At 72.9% G+C, this 15,600-nt stretch carries 16 protein-coding genes and 3 tRNA genes; 15 read left to right on the top strand and 4 right to left on the bottom strand.

The features are described 5' to 3' along the window. Nucleotides 1-134: 134 nt before the first annotated feature. Nucleotides 135-1,136 (bottom strand): endonuclease/exonuclease/phosphatase family protein, encoded by a 1,002-nt coding sequence (locus tag AB0B55_RS21410; RefSeq protein WP_357131235.1) that lies wholly within the window; start codon nt 1,134-1,136, stop codon nt 135-137. 295 nt (nt 1,137-1,431) lie between these two features. Between AB0B55_RS21410 and AB0B55_RS21415 the strand changes: the two genes are divergently transcribed. The 10 genes from AB0B55_RS21415 to AB0B55_RS21460 all read left to right on the top strand — a co-directional run bounded on the left by AB0B55_RS21415 (nt 1,432) and on the right by AB0B55_RS21460 (nt 8,730). Beyond that, nucleotides 1,432-1,941, top strand: coding sequence for a hypothetical protein (locus AB0B55_RS21415; RefSeq protein ID WP_357173228.1), 510 nt, complete (start codon nt 1,432-1,434; stop codon nt 1,939-1,941). Between the two features lie 232 nt (nt 1,942-2,173). Continuing rightward, nucleotides 2,174-3,223 carry a MoxR family ATPase gene (locus AB0B55_RS21420; RefSeq protein WP_357131229.1) on the top strand — a complete coding sequence of 350 codons (1,050 nt, stop codon included), beginning with the start codon at nt 2,174-2,176 and terminating at the stop codon, nt 3,221-3,223. Continuing rightward, on the top strand, nt 3,220-4,245 hold the full coding sequence (locus tag AB0B55_RS21425; protein WP_357131226.1) for a DUF58 domain-containing protein: 1,026 nt from the start codon (nt 3,220-3,222) through the stop codon (nt 4,243-4,245). Before AB0B55_RS21420 ends, AB0B55_RS21425 begins: the two co-directional genes overlap by 4 nt. Next, entirely contained in the window at nt 4,242-5,201 is a 960-nt protein-coding gene (locus tag AB0B55_RS21430) for a VWA domain-containing protein (protein ID WP_357173231.1), read from the top strand. The genes AB0B55_RS21425 and AB0B55_RS21430 overlap by 4 nt, the downstream gene beginning before the upstream one ends. 34 nt (nt 5,202-5,235) lie before the next feature. Continuing rightward, on the top strand, nt 5,236-6,096 hold the full coding sequence (locus tag AB0B55_RS21435; RefSeq protein ID WP_357131220.1) for a trypsin-like peptidase domain-containing protein: 861 nt from the start codon (nt 5,236-5,238) through the stop codon (nt 6,094-6,096). A 99-nt stretch (nt 6,097-6,195) separates the two neighbouring features. After that, nucleotides 6,196-6,492 (top strand): hypothetical protein, encoded by a 297-nt coding sequence (locus AB0B55_RS21440; RefSeq protein ID WP_357131218.1) that lies wholly within the window; start codon nt 6,196-6,198, stop codon nt 6,490-6,492. A 34-nt stretch (nt 6,493-6,526) separates the two neighbouring features. Beyond that, complete coding sequence (gene arfB / locus AB0B55_RS21445; protein WP_357131213.1) at nt 6,527-6,952, top strand: alternative ribosome rescue aminoacyl-tRNA hydrolase ArfB; 426 nt, start codon at nt 6,527-6,529, stop codon at nt 6,950-6,952. Between the two features lie 112 nt (nt 6,953-7,064). Continuing rightward, a complete protein-coding gene (locus AB0B55_RS21450; RefSeq protein ID WP_357173234.1) occupies nt 7,065-7,535 on the top strand; it encodes an aldo/keto reductase in 471 nt (156 codons plus the stop codon). Next, complete coding sequence (locus AB0B55_RS21455; protein WP_357173237.1) at nt 7,532-8,062, top strand: aldo/keto reductase; 531 nt, start codon at nt 7,532-7,534, stop codon at nt 8,060-8,062. The genes AB0B55_RS21450 and AB0B55_RS21455 overlap by 4 nt, the downstream gene beginning before the upstream one ends. 74 nt (nt 8,063-8,136) lie before the next feature. Then, the gene (locus tag AB0B55_RS21460; RefSeq protein ID WP_357131207.1) at nt 8,137-8,730 is read left to right on the top strand and encodes a TetR family transcriptional regulator; all 594 of its coding nucleotides are present in this window, start codon (nt 8,137-8,139) and stop codon (nt 8,728-8,730) included. Nucleotides 8,731-8,738: 8 nt separating this feature from the next. Here the strand turns inward: AB0B55_RS21460 and AB0B55_RS21465 are convergent, their stop codons facing one another. Further along, nucleotides 8,739-9,602, bottom strand: a complete 864-nt coding sequence (locus tag AB0B55_RS21465) for a 3-methyladenine DNA glycosylase (RefSeq protein ID WP_357173239.1) — start codon at nt 9,600-9,602, stop codon at nt 8,739-8,741. A gap of 34 nt (nt 9,603-9,636) precedes the next feature. Then, a complete protein-coding gene (locus tag AB0B55_RS21470; RefSeq protein WP_357173242.1) occupies nt 9,637-11,118 on the bottom strand; it encodes a hypothetical protein in 1,482 nt (493 codons plus the stop codon). Nucleotides 11,119-11,328: 210 nt separating this feature from the next. On the opposite strand from AB0B55_RS21470, the gene AB0B55_RS21475 reads away from it, so the two are divergent. The 4 genes from AB0B55_RS21475 (at nt 11,329) to AB0B55_RS21490 (ending at nt 12,954) form a co-directional block, all read left to right on the top strand. After that, nucleotides 11,329-12,132, top strand: coding sequence for a fumarylacetoacetate hydrolase family protein (locus tag AB0B55_RS21475; protein ID WP_357131201.1), 804 nt, complete (start codon nt 11,329-11,331; stop codon nt 12,130-12,132). Nucleotides 12,133-12,240: 108 nt separating this feature from the next. After that, nucleotides 12,241-12,312 (top strand) — tRNA-Gln (locus AB0B55_RS21480). Between the two features lie 135 nt (nt 12,313-12,447). Continuing rightward, a tRNA-Glu gene (locus AB0B55_RS21485) sits at nt 12,448-12,520 on the top strand. Nucleotides 12,521-12,881: 361 nt separating this feature from the next. Further along, a tRNA-Glu gene (locus tag AB0B55_RS21490) sits at nt 12,882-12,954 on the top strand. Nucleotides 12,955-13,413: 459 nt separating this feature from the next. Here the strand turns inward: AB0B55_RS21490 and AB0B55_RS21495 are convergent. Next, complete coding sequence (locus tag AB0B55_RS21495; protein ID WP_091671614.1) at nt 13,414-14,100, bottom strand: IclR family transcriptional regulator; 687 nt, start codon at nt 14,098-14,100, stop codon at nt 13,414-13,416. Between the two features lie 49 nt (nt 14,101-14,149). Between AB0B55_RS21495 and leuC the strand changes: the two genes are divergently transcribed. Beyond that, the gene (gene leuC / locus AB0B55_RS21500; RefSeq protein WP_357131196.1) at nt 14,150-15,595 is read left to right on the top strand and encodes a 3-isopropylmalate dehydratase large subunit; all 1,446 of its coding nucleotides are present in this window, start codon (nt 14,150-14,152) and stop codon (nt 15,593-15,595) included. Nucleotides 15,596-15,600: the final 5 nt, after the last annotated feature.

Here is a 15,600-nt window from a genome sequence, read left to right on the forward strand (position 1 = left end):
TCGGTCCGGCGCGTCGGCGGTGCCGTACCTCGCCGGACGGGAAGCGGGGAGTCGGTTGAGGGTGATGCCGGTGAGTCATCTAGATGACTCACCGGCATCACCCGCACCGGGGTGCGTGCCCCCGCACCGGTGGGTTACCGGGTTGGGAGGGTGACGGTGGCCAGGACGGGGCGGTGGTCGCTGCCTGGCAGGGCCAGGACCTTCACTGTGTCGACGGCTATCCGGCGGTCGACCAGCACGTGGTCGATGGTGACCGGGGGGATGAGGTCGCCGTCGTACGGGCCCCACGTGCCGGTCAGCCCCTTGCCGGTCGCGTCGGCGGCGTCGACGTAACCGGTGCGCAGCAGCGCTCGCAGCGGCCCGTGGTCCAGGGTGGAGTTGAAGTCCCCGGCGAGGATCCGCAGCTCACCGTCGGGCGTGGCGGGTGGTTGGGCGGTCAGGTCGGTACGCCACGCGTCGACCTGGTCCAGCGCGGACGGCGCCGACGGGTGGGCCGACTCGACGCGGACCGGTGGCGCCCCGGGGACGGCCACGGTGCCGTACGCCTGGGTGAACCCCCAGCCGCCCTGGCCCCGGTTGTTACGGATGCCGACGTCGCTGATCGGCCAGCGCGAGTAGAGCCCCGAGCCGGGCGTCCCGACGTGCGCGTTGAGCTGCCGGTGGGGGAGCAGTCGGTCGAGCCCGAGCCGGTCCAGCGCGGCCTGCGCGTCGGGTGTGAACTCCTGCACGGTGAGCACGTCGACCCGGTGCCGCCGGACCAGCTCCACGAGCGCCGACGCGTCGGCGGCCCCGGCGAGCAGGTTCGCGGTGAGCAGCCGGATCGTCGGGCCGGTAGCCGTCGGCTGCGGCGCGGCCAGGGCCCGGGGCGCGACCACGCCGAGTAGCGCCACGGCGGCCAGGGCCGCGACCGCCGCCGGCCACCAGCGCCGCAGGGCGACGCTGAGCCCGAGCGCCAGAACGCTCACTCCGGCGACGTACGGGGTGAAGGCGAGCGCCTGCACCAGCGGTCCCCGGTCCAGCCCGGCCAGACGTACGGCGGCCCAGGTGGCCGTAGGCCCGACGACCACCCAGCAGAGGGCGGTGCGGATCAGATTTCGGCGGCGGGTCGGCGCGGGCGGGTCGTCGGTGACGATCATGGCGCTCAGCCTAACCGGGGTCGCGGCCGAGCAATTTCGTGAATGGTTCTCCGTTCACCTTTCACAATTATCTGACGGCTGGATGACAGGTCGATAATGCGAGATCAACTATTGACCTGCGGCTTTTGGCGGTGCTACGTTCCATCTGGTTGAAACGACGCAACTCTGAGTAGTAATCCCAGCTCAGGGCGGGTGAATCTCACCGAGTAATCAACCGTCCAATTCATTGTTGGCAGTCATCCGTCCCGCCCCGCGGGTCGGCCGAATTCGCACGGTCACACAAGGGGGACCTGTCATGAGTACATCCTTCCGACGTAAGGCGGCAGCGATCGGGTTCGCGGTCGCGGCACTCACCCTGGCGGGTGGGGGCATCGCCGTCGCCCAGCCGTCGGCGAAGGCGCCGCAGGCGGCCGTCCAGCCGGCGGCGAAGCGGATAGGCGACCAGCCGCCGGTCACGGCCGAGTCGGCACGGTCGGCCAAGACCGCGCTGAAGGCCAACGGCGCCAGCACCCTGGCCACGGCCACCTACTACACCGTCGTCAACGCCAACGGCACCAAGGTCCGCGGCACCGGCACCCTCATCAAGTACGGCCCAGGCCAGTATGAGGTGCAGTTCGGCGTGAACGTCTCGACCGGTGCCTACCTGGCGACCATCTCGAGCGCCAACTCCTGCTGCGTCCCACCCGCCGGCGAGGTCTCGGTCGCCCCGCGCCTGAGCACCCCGAACGCGGTCTTCGTCCAGACGTACAACTCGTCCGGCGTGCCGGCCGACCTGGGCTTCACGCTGCTCACGCACACCTTCTGAGCGAGGTGACACGGCCCGGCCCCCGCGCACCCGCGCGGGGGCCGGATCGCGTGTCGGGCCCTCGGCCGGCGTGCCCTCCTGGTCGCCCCCCCGTGGGTGATTCGACCCCGCGCGGCCGGCTCGCGTGGCTCGTCACTCTTTCGCGCGGCCCGTGCCCGTTGCGGGTGCTCCCGGCCGGTCCGGCCCGCACAATCCCACGTTTGCCGGGGGTCCCGGCCGGGAAGCAAGCACCGTGACGGACATCTCGGACACCCTGGCCAGCATGCCCACCTCGGTCGATCCCGAGCCGACCGGCGCCGACCTGGAACAGACCCTCTTCGAGGTCAAACGCGTGATCGTCGGGCAGGATCGGCTCGTCGAGCGTCTGCTCACCGCACTGCTCGCCAACGGGCACTGCCTCCTGGAGGGCGTGCCCGGCGTCGCCAAGACCCTCGCCGCGCAGACCCTCGCCACCGTGGTCGGCGGCACCTTCTCCCGCATCCAGTTCACCCCGGACCTGGTCCCCTCCGACATCGTCGGCACGCGGATCTACCGGGCCTCGAAGGAGACCTTCGACATCGAGCTGGGTCCGATCATGGCCAACCTGGTGCTGGCCGACGAGATCAACCGGGCGCCCGCCAAGGTCCAGTCGGCGTTGCTGGAGGCGATGGCCGAACGGCAGGTCTCCATCGGCGGGCGCAGTTGGCCCGTACCGGTGCCGTTCCTGGTGCTGGCCACCCAGAACCCGATCGAGTCCGAGGGGGTCTACCAGCTCCCCGAGGCGCAGCGCGACCGGTTCCTCATGAAGGTGGTCGTCGACTACCCCGGCGACGCCGACGAACTGGCGATCCTCTACCGGATGAGCAGCGACCGGCCCACCGCGCGCCAGGTGCTCGACCCGCAACGGCTGCGACACCTCCAGGGGCTCGCCGAGCGGATCTTCGTCCACCACGCCCTGGCCGAGTACGTGGTCCGGCTGATCCTCGCCACCCGAGACCCGGGCCGGTTCGGCCTGGCGGAGATCGCGCCGCTGCTCGCGTACGGCGCCAGCCCCCGAGCCACGCTGGGCCTGGTCGCCGCCGCCCGAGCGCAGGCGCTGCTGCGCGGGCGGGAGTACGTGTTGCCCGAGGACGTCCGGGAGTTGGCGGTGGACGTCCTGTCCCACCGACTGGTGCTCTCCTTCGACGCCGTGGCCGACGGGGTCTCGGCGGAGAGTATCGTCCGGCGACTCGTGGAGGCGGTGCCCCCGCCCCGGGTCGCCACCGGGCACCCCCAGCAGACGCCCGACCTGGCGGCGGCATGAGACGCGCCGCCCGTGAGTCGGTGCGCACGGCACCCGATCCCGGCCTGGCCGAGCTGACCCCCGACCAGCGTCTGCGCCGACTCGAACTGACCGTCACCCGGCGACTCGACGGTCTGCTGCACGGTCAGTACCGTGGCCTGCTGCCCGGGCCGGGTAGCGAACCCGCCGGCAGCAGGGAGTACCGGCCGGGGGAGGACGAGGTCCGCCGGATGGACTGGGCGGTGACGGCCAGGACCGCGGTGCCGCACGTCCGCCAGGTCGACGCCGACCGGGAACTGACCACCTGGCTGCTCGTCGACTCCAGCGCCAGCATGGAGTTCGGCACCGCCGAGCTGGACAAACGGGAGCTGGCGGTGACCGCGGTGGCGGCTGTCGGCTTCCTGACCGCAGGCGTCGGCAACCGGTTGGGCGCCCAGGTGTTGAGCGCCGACGGGATGCGACGCTTCCCGGCCCGCTGCGGGCGTACCCATCTGCTCGGTCTGCTGCGGGCGTTGCTCGCGGCCCCGCGTGCCAGCGCGCCCACCCATGGGCCGGGGCAACGGTCGACCGCGCCGGCTCCGGAGCTGGCCGACGGGCTCGACGCGTTGCAACGGGTGGCCAACCAGCGTGGACTCGTGGTGGTGGTCTCCGACTTCCTCGACGGCCTTCCGGACGACCCCGCCGACCCGCCGCCCTGGGAGCGGACCCTGCGCCGGCTGTCCGCGCGCCACCAGGTGCTGGCGATCGAGGTGACCGACCCCCGTGAGCTGGAACTGCCCGACGTCGGCCTGATCACGCTCGTCGACCCGGAGACCGGCCGTCGCCGCGAAGTGTGCACATCGGACCGTCGCCTGCGGGAGCGCTACGCCGCGGCAGCCGCCGCCCAGCGGGATCAGGTCCGAGCGGCGTTGCGCCGCAGTGGTGCGACACACCTGGGGCTGCGTACCGACCGCGACGTCAGCGCGGACATCGTCCGCCACGTGCACGCCCAGCGACGGATGGCCGCCGCGCCGGCCGGGGCCGCCCGGGGAGGTGCCGCGTGAGCTGGGAGTCCCCGCTGCGGCTCTGGCTGCTGGTGGGCGTGCTCGCGCTTGTCGTCGCGTACCTGGTGGTGCAGCGCGGACGCGCCCGCTACGCCGTCCGCTTCACCAACCTGCGGCTGCTGGACCGGGTGGCGCCCGAACGGCCGGCCTGGCGTCGGCACGTACCCGCCGGGCTGTTCCTGGCCATGCTGGCGTTGCTGGTGGTCGGCTTCGCCCGGCCCACCGCCGAGGTCCGGGTACCCCGCGAGCGGGCCACCGTGATGGTGGCCGTCGACGTGTCCACCTCGATGCTCGCCACCGACGTCGAGCCGGACCGGCTGGCGGCGGCCAAGCAGGCGGCCCGACGGTTCGTCGAGGGCCTACCCGACGAGTTCAACGTGGGGCTCGTCGCGTTCGCCGGCAGCGCCGCCGTCCTGGTACCACCGGGCACCGACCGGGACGCCCTCGACGAGGGCATCGGCCGGCTGGCCGAGGGGGTGACCGGGGTCCAGGGCACCGCGATCGGCGAGGCCATCAACACCTCGCTCGGAGCGGTCAAGAGCCTGGACAGCGAGGCCGCGAAGGAACCACCGCCGGCCCGGATCATCCTGCTGTCCGACGGGGCCAACACCTCGGGAATGGACCCGATGGAGGCGGCGGCGGAGGCCGTCGCGGCGAAGGTGCCGGTGCACGCGATCTCCTTCGGCACCCCGTCGGGGTTCGTGGACCGGGGCGGACGGCCGATCCAGGTGCCGGTCGACGGGCAGACGCTCAGGGCCGTCGCCGACGAGACCGGCGGGATGTTCCACGAGGCCAGCACCGTCGACGAACTGCGCGCCGTCTACGACGACATCGGCAGCTCGGTCGGCTACCGCAGCGAACGCCAGGACGTCTCGGCGCGGTTCATCGGCCTCGGACTGGTGTTCGCGATGGGGGCCGCCGCCGGATCGATGCGCTGGTTCTCCCGACTGCCCTGACCCGTAGCGCCGACGTCGACCGTGAGGAGTACGCATGGCAGTGCAGACCGGACTGGGCGAACCGCGCGGTCCCTGGTTCATCTCGCCGGACCTCGACCCGGACGGGCGAGGGTGGTGGGACGCTCCCGGCTCGGGCCGTGACCCCGGGGGGCGGCGATCCGGTCGGTTGCTCGCCGCGCTGGCGATCGTGGCGGTCTCGGCCGTGTCGGGCGCGCTCGCCGGGGGCGTGGTGGCCAGCCGGGACGGTGCCGGCGGGCCGGCCGCCGCGTCCGCCGCGCCGGTGCCGGCGGAGCTGGTCACCGCCGCCGAGCGGACGGTGCCCGGTGTGGTGTCGGTGCTCGCCGGCGGCGCGAACGGCGCGTCCGCGACGGGCTCGGGATTCGCCATCGACGACCAGCAGCACCTGGTCACCAACGACCACATCCTGGCCAAGGGCGGCGGCGGACCGGTGACGGTGGAGCTGCCCGACGGCCGCCGGTACGAAGCCGAGGTGGTCGGCCGGGAGGCCGGCAGCGACCTGGCGGTGCTGAAGGTGCCACCGTCGGCCGGACTCGCCCCGCTGCCGCTGGCGAAGCCGGGCGCGACCCGGGTCGGTGAGCCGGTGCTGGCGGTGGGCTCACCGCTGGGCCTGTCCGGGACGGTCACCGCCGGCATCGTCAGCGCGCTGGACCGTCAGGTGCGGTTGGGCAACAACCGGCACCGCGCGGTGCAGACCGACGCGTCCATCAACCCGGGCAACTCCGGCGGGCCGCTGGTCAACGCCCGGGGCGAGGTGGTCGGAGTGAACACCGCCATCGCCACCATCGACGGCAACGGCTCGATCGGAATCGGCTTCGCCATCCCCATCGAGCAGGTCCAGCAGACCGCCGACACGATCATCGGCAAGGGTGGCTGACCTGCCCGAACGGCCCTGCCGGCCGCCTCCAGTGTCGGATATCCGGCCCGAGGCCATCGGAGGATGGAAATATGACGCTCGGTCTGGATACTGGCTCAGGTGGAGCGTCCTCTTCTTACGGTCCTCCTGCTGGTGGGCCTGGTCATCGGATGGGCGGTGGGGTCGGCGTACGCCCGAGCACGGCGCGGGTGGACCGACTACCAGGCCGCGAAGAAAGCGGTGCCCGGCGCTCGCCGTGGCGCGTGGTCGCTGGTCCGCGGGATCGCCGTGAAGGCCGCGGTCGTGGGGTTGCTGCTGTTCGGCGCGGTGGCGTACGCCGCGGTCGGTTCGGACGACGAGACCGCCGGCCCGGCGCCCACCTCGTCCACGACGCAGGGTGAGCCTGCACACCGGTGACCCGGTGCGACTCCCGGCGGGTTAGCCTCGGGGCGTGGACGACGGACTGCGGGTGACCGACCGGTGGGTCGTCCCCGCCGGGGAGCTGCGGGAGCGCTTCTCCCGTTCGTCGGGCCCCGGTGGGCAGGGCGTGAACACCGCCGATTCCCGGGTCGAGCTGAGCTACGACCTGGCGAACTCGCCGGCCGTGCCCGAGTCGCTGCGGGCGCGGGCGTTGGCGCGCCTCGCCAACCGCCTCGTCGACGGCGTGCTGACGATCGCGGCCAGCGAGCACCGGGCGCAGCTCGCCAACCGGGAGGCGGCCCGCGAGCGAATGGCCGCGCTGCTGCGCGAGGCGGCCGCCCCGCCCCCGCCGCCGCGCCGGGCGACCAGGCCGTCGCGGGGCGCGAAGGAGCGCCGGTTGGCCGAGAAGAAGCGCCAGTCGCAGCGCAAGCGCGACCGCCGCGTGGACGGCGAGTAGCGGATCCCGACGTCATCTCGATGGGCCTCGTGCCGCCCTGGGTGACAGAATCTGGAATCTGTCAGTCGATCGGTGTACTGTCATTTGGGTACCCCACGTGAGAGGAAGACCGATGGACACCCGCACCCTCGGCAGCAACGGCCCCACCGTCTCCGCCCTCGGGCTCGGCCTGATGGGCATGTCCGACCTCTACGGCCCCGCCGACGAGGCGGAGAGCATCGCCACCATCCACGCCGCCCTGGACGCCGGCGTCACCCTGCTCGACACCGGCGACTTCTACGGCATGGGCCACAACGAGATGCTGCTGCGCGACGCCCTGCGCGGCCGCAACCGCGACAACGCCGTGATCAGCGTCAAGTTCGGCGCCCTGCGCGACGTCGACGGCAACTGGATCGGCCACGACCTCCGACCCGTCGCGATCAAGAACTTCCTGGCGTACACGCTGCGCCGACTCGGCACCGACCACGTCGACATCTACCGTCCGGCGCGGCTCCCGTCGGACGTGCCGGTCGAGGACGTGATGGGCACCCTGGCCGACCTGTTACGGCCGGCCACATCCGGCACATCGGCCTGTCCGAGGTGAGCGCCGAAACGCTGCGACGGGCACACGCCGTGCACCCCGTCGCCGACCTTCAGATCGAATATTCGTTGATCTCCCGTGACCCCGAGGCCGCGATCCTGCCCACGGCCCGCGAGCTGGGCATCGGCATCACCGCGTACGGGGTGTTGTCCCGGGGCCTGATCAGCGGTCACTGGACGCCGCAGCGCCAGACGACCGCCCGCGACTTCCGCACCGACCTGCCCCGGTTCACCGGCGCGAACCTGGACCGCAACCTCGCCCTGGTGGACGCCCTGCGTGCCGTCGCCGAGGCGCGGGGCGTCACCGTGGCGCAGATCGCCATCGCCTGGGTGCTGTCCCGGGGCGAGACCATCGTGCCCCTGATCGGCGCGCGTCGCCGGGAGCGGCTGACCGAGGCGCTCGGCGCGGCCACGGTCACCCTGACCGAGATGGACCTGGCCGCGATCGAGGCCGCCGTGCCCTCCGACGCGGTGGCCGGCAGCCGTTACGGCGACGCGCAGATGGCGATGCTGGACAGCGAGCGGGCATGACCGCTCCGTCGTGGCGCGACAGCCGGGCCGGGGGTCGCGCCACGACCGGCGACGTCGTCAGGGAGGCTGGGACGATGAGCGACGCCACCGCCCTGACGGCCGACCGCATCCTCGACACCGCCGAGGAGGTGCTGCGCCGGTACGGCCCGGCGAAGGCCACCGTGCTCGACGTGGCCCGCGCGCTGGGCGTCAGCCACGGCAGCGTCTACCGGCACTTCGCCAGCAAGGCCGCGCTGCGCGAGGCGGTCGCCGAACGCTGGCTGGCCCGGGTGTCGACCCCCCTGATCGACGTCGCCAGCGCAACCGATCCGGCCTCTGAACGGCTGCGCCGGTGGCTGGCCGAACTGAGCGGCACCAAGCGGCGGATGGCCCGCGAGGACCCGGAGCTGTTCGACAACTTCCACCAGCTCGCCACGCTCTCCGAGGGAGCGGTCGCCAATCACCTGGAGGTCCTCGCCGGTCAGCTCAGTCTGATCGTCGCCGACGGGGTGGCTGCCGGCGAGTTCACCGTGCCCGACGCGGCGGTCGCCGGCCGTGCGCTGCTCCAGGCCACCGCACGCTTCCACCACCCGTCGCACCGGACGGAGTGGGACGAGCCGGGCCTCGACGACGACCTGAACGCGGTGGTCGCGCTGCTCCTCAACGGACTGCGGGCCCGCCCGCGCTGACAAGGCGGCTAGGGGACCGCCGCGAGCAGCCGGTCGCGGAGCACCGCCGCGCGGTCGGCGAACCCGCGCTGCGCCGTCGCGTACTCGGCCCGACCTTCCGGCGTCTCCACCCGCACCGGCGGATGACCGAGCGCCGCCAGGTCGTACGGGCTGGCCCGCATATCCAGCGTGCGGATCTCGCGGGCCAACTCGAAACAGTCCGCCACCAGCTCGGACGGGACGAGCGGCGACAGCTTGTACGCCCACTTGTAGAGGTCCATGTTGGCGTGCAGGCAGCCCGGCTGCTCGTTCGCGTGCTGCGTCTCGCGCGTCGGGTTGAGCAGGTTCAACGGCCGGGCGGGCGGGGTGAAGAACCGGTACGCGTCGAAGTGGCTGCACCGCACGCCGCGCTCCTCGACGACCTCGGCGGTCCGCTCCGGGGCCAGCCGCAGCGGCCAGGCGTTGTGACGCAGCTCCTCGCGGGTCTGTCGGTACACCATCGCCCACTCGTGCATCCCGAAGCAGCCGAAGTGCGGCGTCCGGCCCGCCGTGGCGGCCAGCAGCGAACGGATCCACGCGATCGAATCGCCGCGTCTGAGGCGTACCCCCTCGGTGTCGAGGGTGACCCCGGCGGACGTGGCACGGTAGTCCCGGCCGAACTCGGCCGGGTCGGCGTCGCGTAGCTCGACGCCCGCGCCGGGATGCCAGCGGCGGAGCTGGGCCGGCCGGTGCGAGTAGTAGGTGAAGAGGAAGTCCTCCACCGGATGCCGCTCGCCACGATGACGCCGCGCCAGGTGCGGCGTCAGCCAGGCGTCCGCCCGCTCCTCGTGGGCCCGGCGACGGGCCTGCCAGGTCGCCACGTCGAGCACGGCGGGGGCGAGGGCGGCGGTCACGGAACCCAGGGTACGACCGCCGCCCGCGCGCCGGTCAGGGCATCTGCACCCGGACGCCCGCCGAGAACACCCCGCTGCGCAGCTCCAGCTGCCGGGGCGGGTCCCGCCCGTCGACGGTGAAGACCAGCGGAAGCACCACCCGACTGCCGGCGGCCACCGGGTTGGCGAAGACGTCCCGCCCCAGGTTGGCCGCCCGGGTGGCCGACTCGTCCGTGCTCACCCAGCGGTTGCCGGGCAGGTAGGCGCGTTGCAACTGGCCGTGCCAGGGCTGCTGGGACCCGGTGAGGTTGCGCACACCCACGGTGGCCTGACAGCTCCGCGCGCCCGGCGGTGGCGCGCTGGCCCCCGGGGCGGTGGCCGCGCTACCCGCCGCGCCGCATGTCATCCGGTAGACGGTGAACTCGAACGCGGACTCCCGCAGCGGCACGCCCATCGGGCCGGAGACCCCGCTACCCCGCCACGCGCCACTGGTCGGCTGCTTCTGGGTGTCGATCGACGAGACCTGCCGGGTCGCCGTCCAACCGGCCGTGCCGATCACCCCGGCCAGGACCACCGCCGCGGCGCCGACCAGCAGCCAGACCGGCGGCGTACGCCGGCGTCGGCTCGGGCTGGGCGTCGCCGGGCGGGGGTAGATCGTTCCACGTCCACCGTCCGCCAGGGCGGCCGCGGTTATCCGTCGTCCGCGGCGGCCCCGCCGTCGACGCCACACCCACGCCACGGCGGCGCTGATCAGCAGCAGGATCCCCAACCCGGCCAGCAGCACCGGGTACCGCCGCCACGGCGGCGCCTCGGTGGCCTCCGCCGCCGGGGCTGCGGCGGCCGCCTGCCAGGTGGCGGTGGCGCAGTCGTACGGCCGGCTGCCGTCACTGGTGAACGCGCAGGCCGGCGCGGTCAGCGGCTGACCCGGCGCGGTCGCGGTCAGGGCCGTGCCCAGCGTCGTGCTGCTGTGGGCCGGCAACCGCAACCGCCACGTCACCTCGGCCGTCGACCCGCCGGAACGGCTGGACCGGCCGCCCGCGCTGATCGCGGTCGCCGACGACCCGGACGGCAGCTCCTGACGCACCGTGGTGTCGACCGGCGAGTTGCCCACGTTGCGGACGTGGATCCGGTAACGCGGCGCCGGACTGCTCTCGGGCGCTACCGCCACCGTGACCGGAGGCGGGGGCGCCGGCACGACGGCCCGCGTGGGCGTCGCCACCGCCGGTGGCGCCGAGGGCGGCGTGGGCTCCGCGCTGGTCGCCCGCGCGGCCACCGGCACCGGCGGCCCGATCGCCGTCGGACCGGTCGTGGGCGTCGGCGCGGCCGGTCGTGGCGTGCCTGCCGCCGGTCGTGGCGCGGCCGGTTGTGGTGTGCCGGCCGCCGGTCGTGGCGCGGCCGGTTGTGGTGTGCCGGCCGCCGGTCGTGGCAGGGCTGGCGGTGGCGTGACGGCCGCCGGTCGTGGCGCGGCCGCCGCCTCCGGGGCCGCCGCGGGCAGGGCCGGCACGGCGGCGAGGATGCCGAGGCAGTGTACGAACACCGCGAGGGCTCTGTGGTGTCGTGTCGATGCAGGCATACGAACGAACCTCCGGAGCCGACGCTAGGGCCGCCCGGCCTCCGTGCGGGTACGAAGTGCGGAATCCCGCCTCGGCCGTCCCGACCTGCGCTAAAGTGCCGCGCCACTGACGGGTTGCGCACACCCGCCGGGCGTTGTGGCCGGTGGACGCGTCGGCGGGGCTAGATTGGCCGGGTGCGTATCGCTCGTTTCGCTCATGCCAAGGGAATGTCGTTCGGAGCCGTCGAGGGCGAGCCGGAGGCCGGGCCGCAGGGCCTGACCATCGCCGAGATCGAGGGTCACCCGTTCGGCCAACTCTCCTTCAGTGGGGCCCGCTGGGCCCTCTCCGACGTCCGGCTGCTCTCGCCGATCCTGCCCAGCAAGGTGGTCTGCGTGGGCCGCAACTACGCCGACCACGCCGCCGAACTCGGCAACGACGTGCCCAAGGAACCGTTGCTCTTCCTCAAGCCGTCCACCTCGGTGATCGGGCCGCGCGACGCGATCCGGCTGCCGATCTTCTCCAAGCAGGTCGAGCACGAGGCGGAGTTGGCCGTCGTGATCGGCGCTCCGGGAGCCCGCCGGGCCGACCGTGCTGCCGCCGAACGCGCCATCTTCGGCTACACCTGCGCCAACGACGTGACCGCCCGGGACCTTCAGCGCTCCGACGGGCAGTGGACCCGGGCCAAGGGCTTCGACTCGTTCTGCCCGATCGGGCCGTGGATCACCACCGGGCTGGACGTCTCCGACCTGGAGATCCGGTGTGAGGTCGGTCGCAACCCCGACGAGATGGAGGTACGCCAGCTCGGCCGGACGAAGGACATGGTCTTCGACGTGCCCGGCCTGGTGTCGTACATCTCGCACGTGATGACGCTGCTGCCCGGCGACGTGGTGCTCACCGGCACCCCGGCGGGGGTTAGTCCGCTCGTCGAGGGGGATACGGTCTCCGTGCGGATCGAGGGCATCGGCGAGCTCAGCAACCCGGTGGTCCCCGTCGCCTGATCGGTCTGATGCCCCTGTTTCCGCAGCTCAAGGGTGTTTCGGGGGGATCGGATTTGGCCTGCCGGCACCGGGAGGGTAATGTTCACTCCCGGCGCCGCAAGGGGCCGATGGGGTATGGGGTAATTGGCAGCCCGACTGATTCTGGTTCAGTTAGTCTAGGTTCGAGTCCTGGTACCCCAGCGCAGCTGGGATTCGCGAGAATCCCGGACGCTGGATTCTGACGGAGATCGACTCCGTCCCTACGGGGGCGGAGAGTGGTCTCCGGTGGAGTGCAGCTCCTCCGCCCGACGAGGGTGGGGGAGCGAAAGTTGTTCTGGCCCCGTCGTCTAGCGGCCCAGGACGCCGCCCTCTCAAGGCGGTAGCGCCGGTTCGAATCCGGTCGGGGCTACATCGTGCACAGCCCGTCTCACTGCGGTGAGGCGGGCTGTTTCGTGTCCGCCGCCTGCCCGCCGGTCGCGGCCTGCCGGTCGCGGCCTGCCGGTCGCGGCCTGCCGGTCGCGGCCTGCGGGTCGCGGCCTGCGGGTCGTGGCCTGCGGGTCGTGGCCTGCGGGTCGTGGCCTGGCTTGATCGACTCGGCTTGCATGAAATCGTGGTGTCCTGAGCCGGCTGACAGCCCGACTTCACGAAACCCGAGTCGATCTGGGCCGCCGGACGTGCGGCCGTTGCCCGTACCCGGTTCTCGTCCTCGAGGGCGGTGCCGCTAGACTACAAGCCGTACCGCCCGCGAGGGCGGTGAACAGGAAAGTTCTGGCCCCGTCGTCTAGCGGCCCAGGACGCCGCCCTCTCAAGGCGGTAGCGCCGGTTCGAATCCGGTCGGGGCTACAACCAAAGGCTCATCTCGCTCCGCGAGGTGAGCCTTCTCCATGTCCCCCCGCCCCACCCGCATCCACCCCACCCACCCCACCCGGCCCACCCGGTCCGTCCCGTTGATCAAGAGGTTTGCGTCATCGGGATCGGCGTGTCGTGACGCAAACCTCTTGATCACCCGGGAGTGGGCGGGCGGGTCGGCGGGCGGGGTTGGCTGGACTCGGTCTGGGGGTCTCACACCCGCCCCCGGCTGCGCTCCGGCCCGGCTCCGTCCCGTCCCGTCCCGGCTCCGTCCCGTCCCGTCCCGGCTCCGGCCCGGCCCGGCCCGGCCCGGCCCGGCCCGTTGATCATGAAGTTATTGCCACGCGCGGCGGCGTGTCGGGACAACAACTTCATGATGAACGGGCGACGGGCGACGGGCGACGGGCGACGGGCGACGGGGGCGCGGGCGCGGGCGCGGGTGCGGGGGTTGGGTTAGAGGCCGGAGAGGCGTTGGCCGGCTCGCACCACGGCCATGGCGTGGCGTTCGCCGGGGCGGCGGCCGAGGCGTTCGATCGGGCCGGAGATGCTGATCGAGGCGATCACGCGGCCGGTGCGGTCGCGGATCGGTGCGGAGACGCTCGCCACACCGGCCTCCCGCTCGGCGACGCTCTGTGCCCAGCCGCGGCGGCGTACCTCGGCCAGGGTGCGGCCGGTGAACTTGCTGCGTGGCAGCAGCGGCATCACCGCCTCCGGCGGCTCCCAGGCGAGCAGGATCTGCGCCGCCGAACCGGCCGTCATGGGCAGCACCGAGCCCACCGGGACGGTGTCCCGCAGGCCGCTGGCGCGCTCCGCGGCGGCCACGCAGATGCGCTCATCGGCGCGGCGCAGGTAGAGCTGGGCGCTCTCACCGGTGGCGTCGCGCAGCGCGGCGAGCAGGGGCTCGGCGGCGGTCAGCAGGACGTCCGGTGCGGCGTTGGCCAGCTCGCCGAGCCGAGGCCCGGGGCGCCAACGGCCCTGGGTGTCCCGGACCAGCATCCGGTGGATCTCCAGGGCCTGCGCCAGCCGGTGTGCGGTGGCTCGGGGCAGCTTGGTGCGTTCAACGAGTTCGGCAAGGCTGGCGCCGTCGACACAGGCGGCCAGGATGACCACCGCCTTGTCGAGAACGCCGACACCGCTCATACTGTGTCCCACAAGCCGAAACTTACCTCCCAGAATTTAGGATGTCCAGATGGTGGGAGTCACTCCTGAGCCGAGGACCCTGGCCGAGAAGGTCTGGGACGCGCACGTCGTACGGTCCGCCGCTGGTGAGCCGGACCTGCTCTTCATCGACCTGCACCTGCTGCACGAGGTGACCAGCCCGCAGGCGTTCGACGGGCTCCGGCTCGCCGGGCGTCGGGTGCGTCGTACCGACCTGACCCTCGCGACCGAGGACCACAACACCCCGACCGGGTACGCCGATCCGGCGTTCCGCCTCCGCCGTGGTGACCTGCTCACCATCGCGGACCCGACGTCGCGTACGCAGATCGAGACGCTGCGCCGCAACTGCGCCGAGTTCGGGGTGCGCCTGCACCCGCTCGGCGACGACAACCAGGGCATCGTGCACGTCATCGGCCCGCAGCTCGGGCTCACCCAGCCGGGTCTGACGATCGTCTGCGGCGACTCGCACACCGCCACCCACGGCGCGTTCGGGGCGCTCGCCTTCGGCATCGGCACCAGCGAGGTGGAGCACGTGCTGGCCACCCAGACGCTGCCGCAGAGCCGGCCGAAGACGATGGCCGTGAACGTCACCGGCCAGCTCGCGCCGGGCGTCACCGCCAAGGACCTGGTGCTCGCGCTGATCACCCAGGTCGGCACCGGCGGTGGCCGTGGGCACATCGTGGAGTACCGCGGCGAGGCGATCCGCAACCTCTCCATGGAGGGGCGGATGACCATCGCCAACATGTCCATCGAGTGGGGCGCCAAGGCCGGCATGATCGCGCCGGACGAGACGACCTTCGCGTACCTCAAGGGTCGGCCGAACGCGCCCCAGGGCGCCGACTGGGACGCGGCGCTCGCCTGGTGGCGGACGCTGCCCACCGACGAGGGCGCGCGCTTCGACGCCGAGGTGACGCTGGACGCCAGCCGGATCACGCCGTTCGTCACCTGGGGCACCAACCCCGGCCAGGGCGCACCGTTGAGCGCGCCGGTGCCCGACCCGGAGGAGTTCACCACCGACGCGGAGCGCGCCGCCGCACGCCGGGCCCTGGAGTACATGGATCTGCGCCCCGGCACCCCGCTGCGGGAACTGCCCATCGACGTGGTCTTCGTGGGCTCCTGCACCAACGGCCGCCTGGAGGACCTGCGGGCCGCCGCCGACGTGCTGCGCGGGCACCGGGTCGCCGACGGGGTACGGATGCTCGTGGTGCCCGGCTCCGCCTCCGTACGCGAGGCTGCCGAGGCCGAGGGGCTGGACAAGGTCTTCGCCGACGCGGGCGCCGAATGGCGGTTCGCCGGCTGTTCCATGTGCCTGGGCATGAACCCGGACACGCTCAAGCCGGGCGAGCGCTCCGCCTCCACCTCCAACCGCAACTTCGAGGGCCGGCAGGGCCGGGGCGGACGTACCCATCTGGTGTCCCCGCCGGTCGCCGCCGCCACCGCCGTGGTCGGCCGGCTGGCCGCCCCCGCCGACCTGTAGAAGGG

The sequence above is a fragment of the Micromonospora sp. NPDC049107 genome (assembly GCF_040648595.1).
Lineage (GTDB): Bacteria > Actinomycetota > Actinomycetes > Mycobacteriales > Micromonosporaceae > Micromonospora.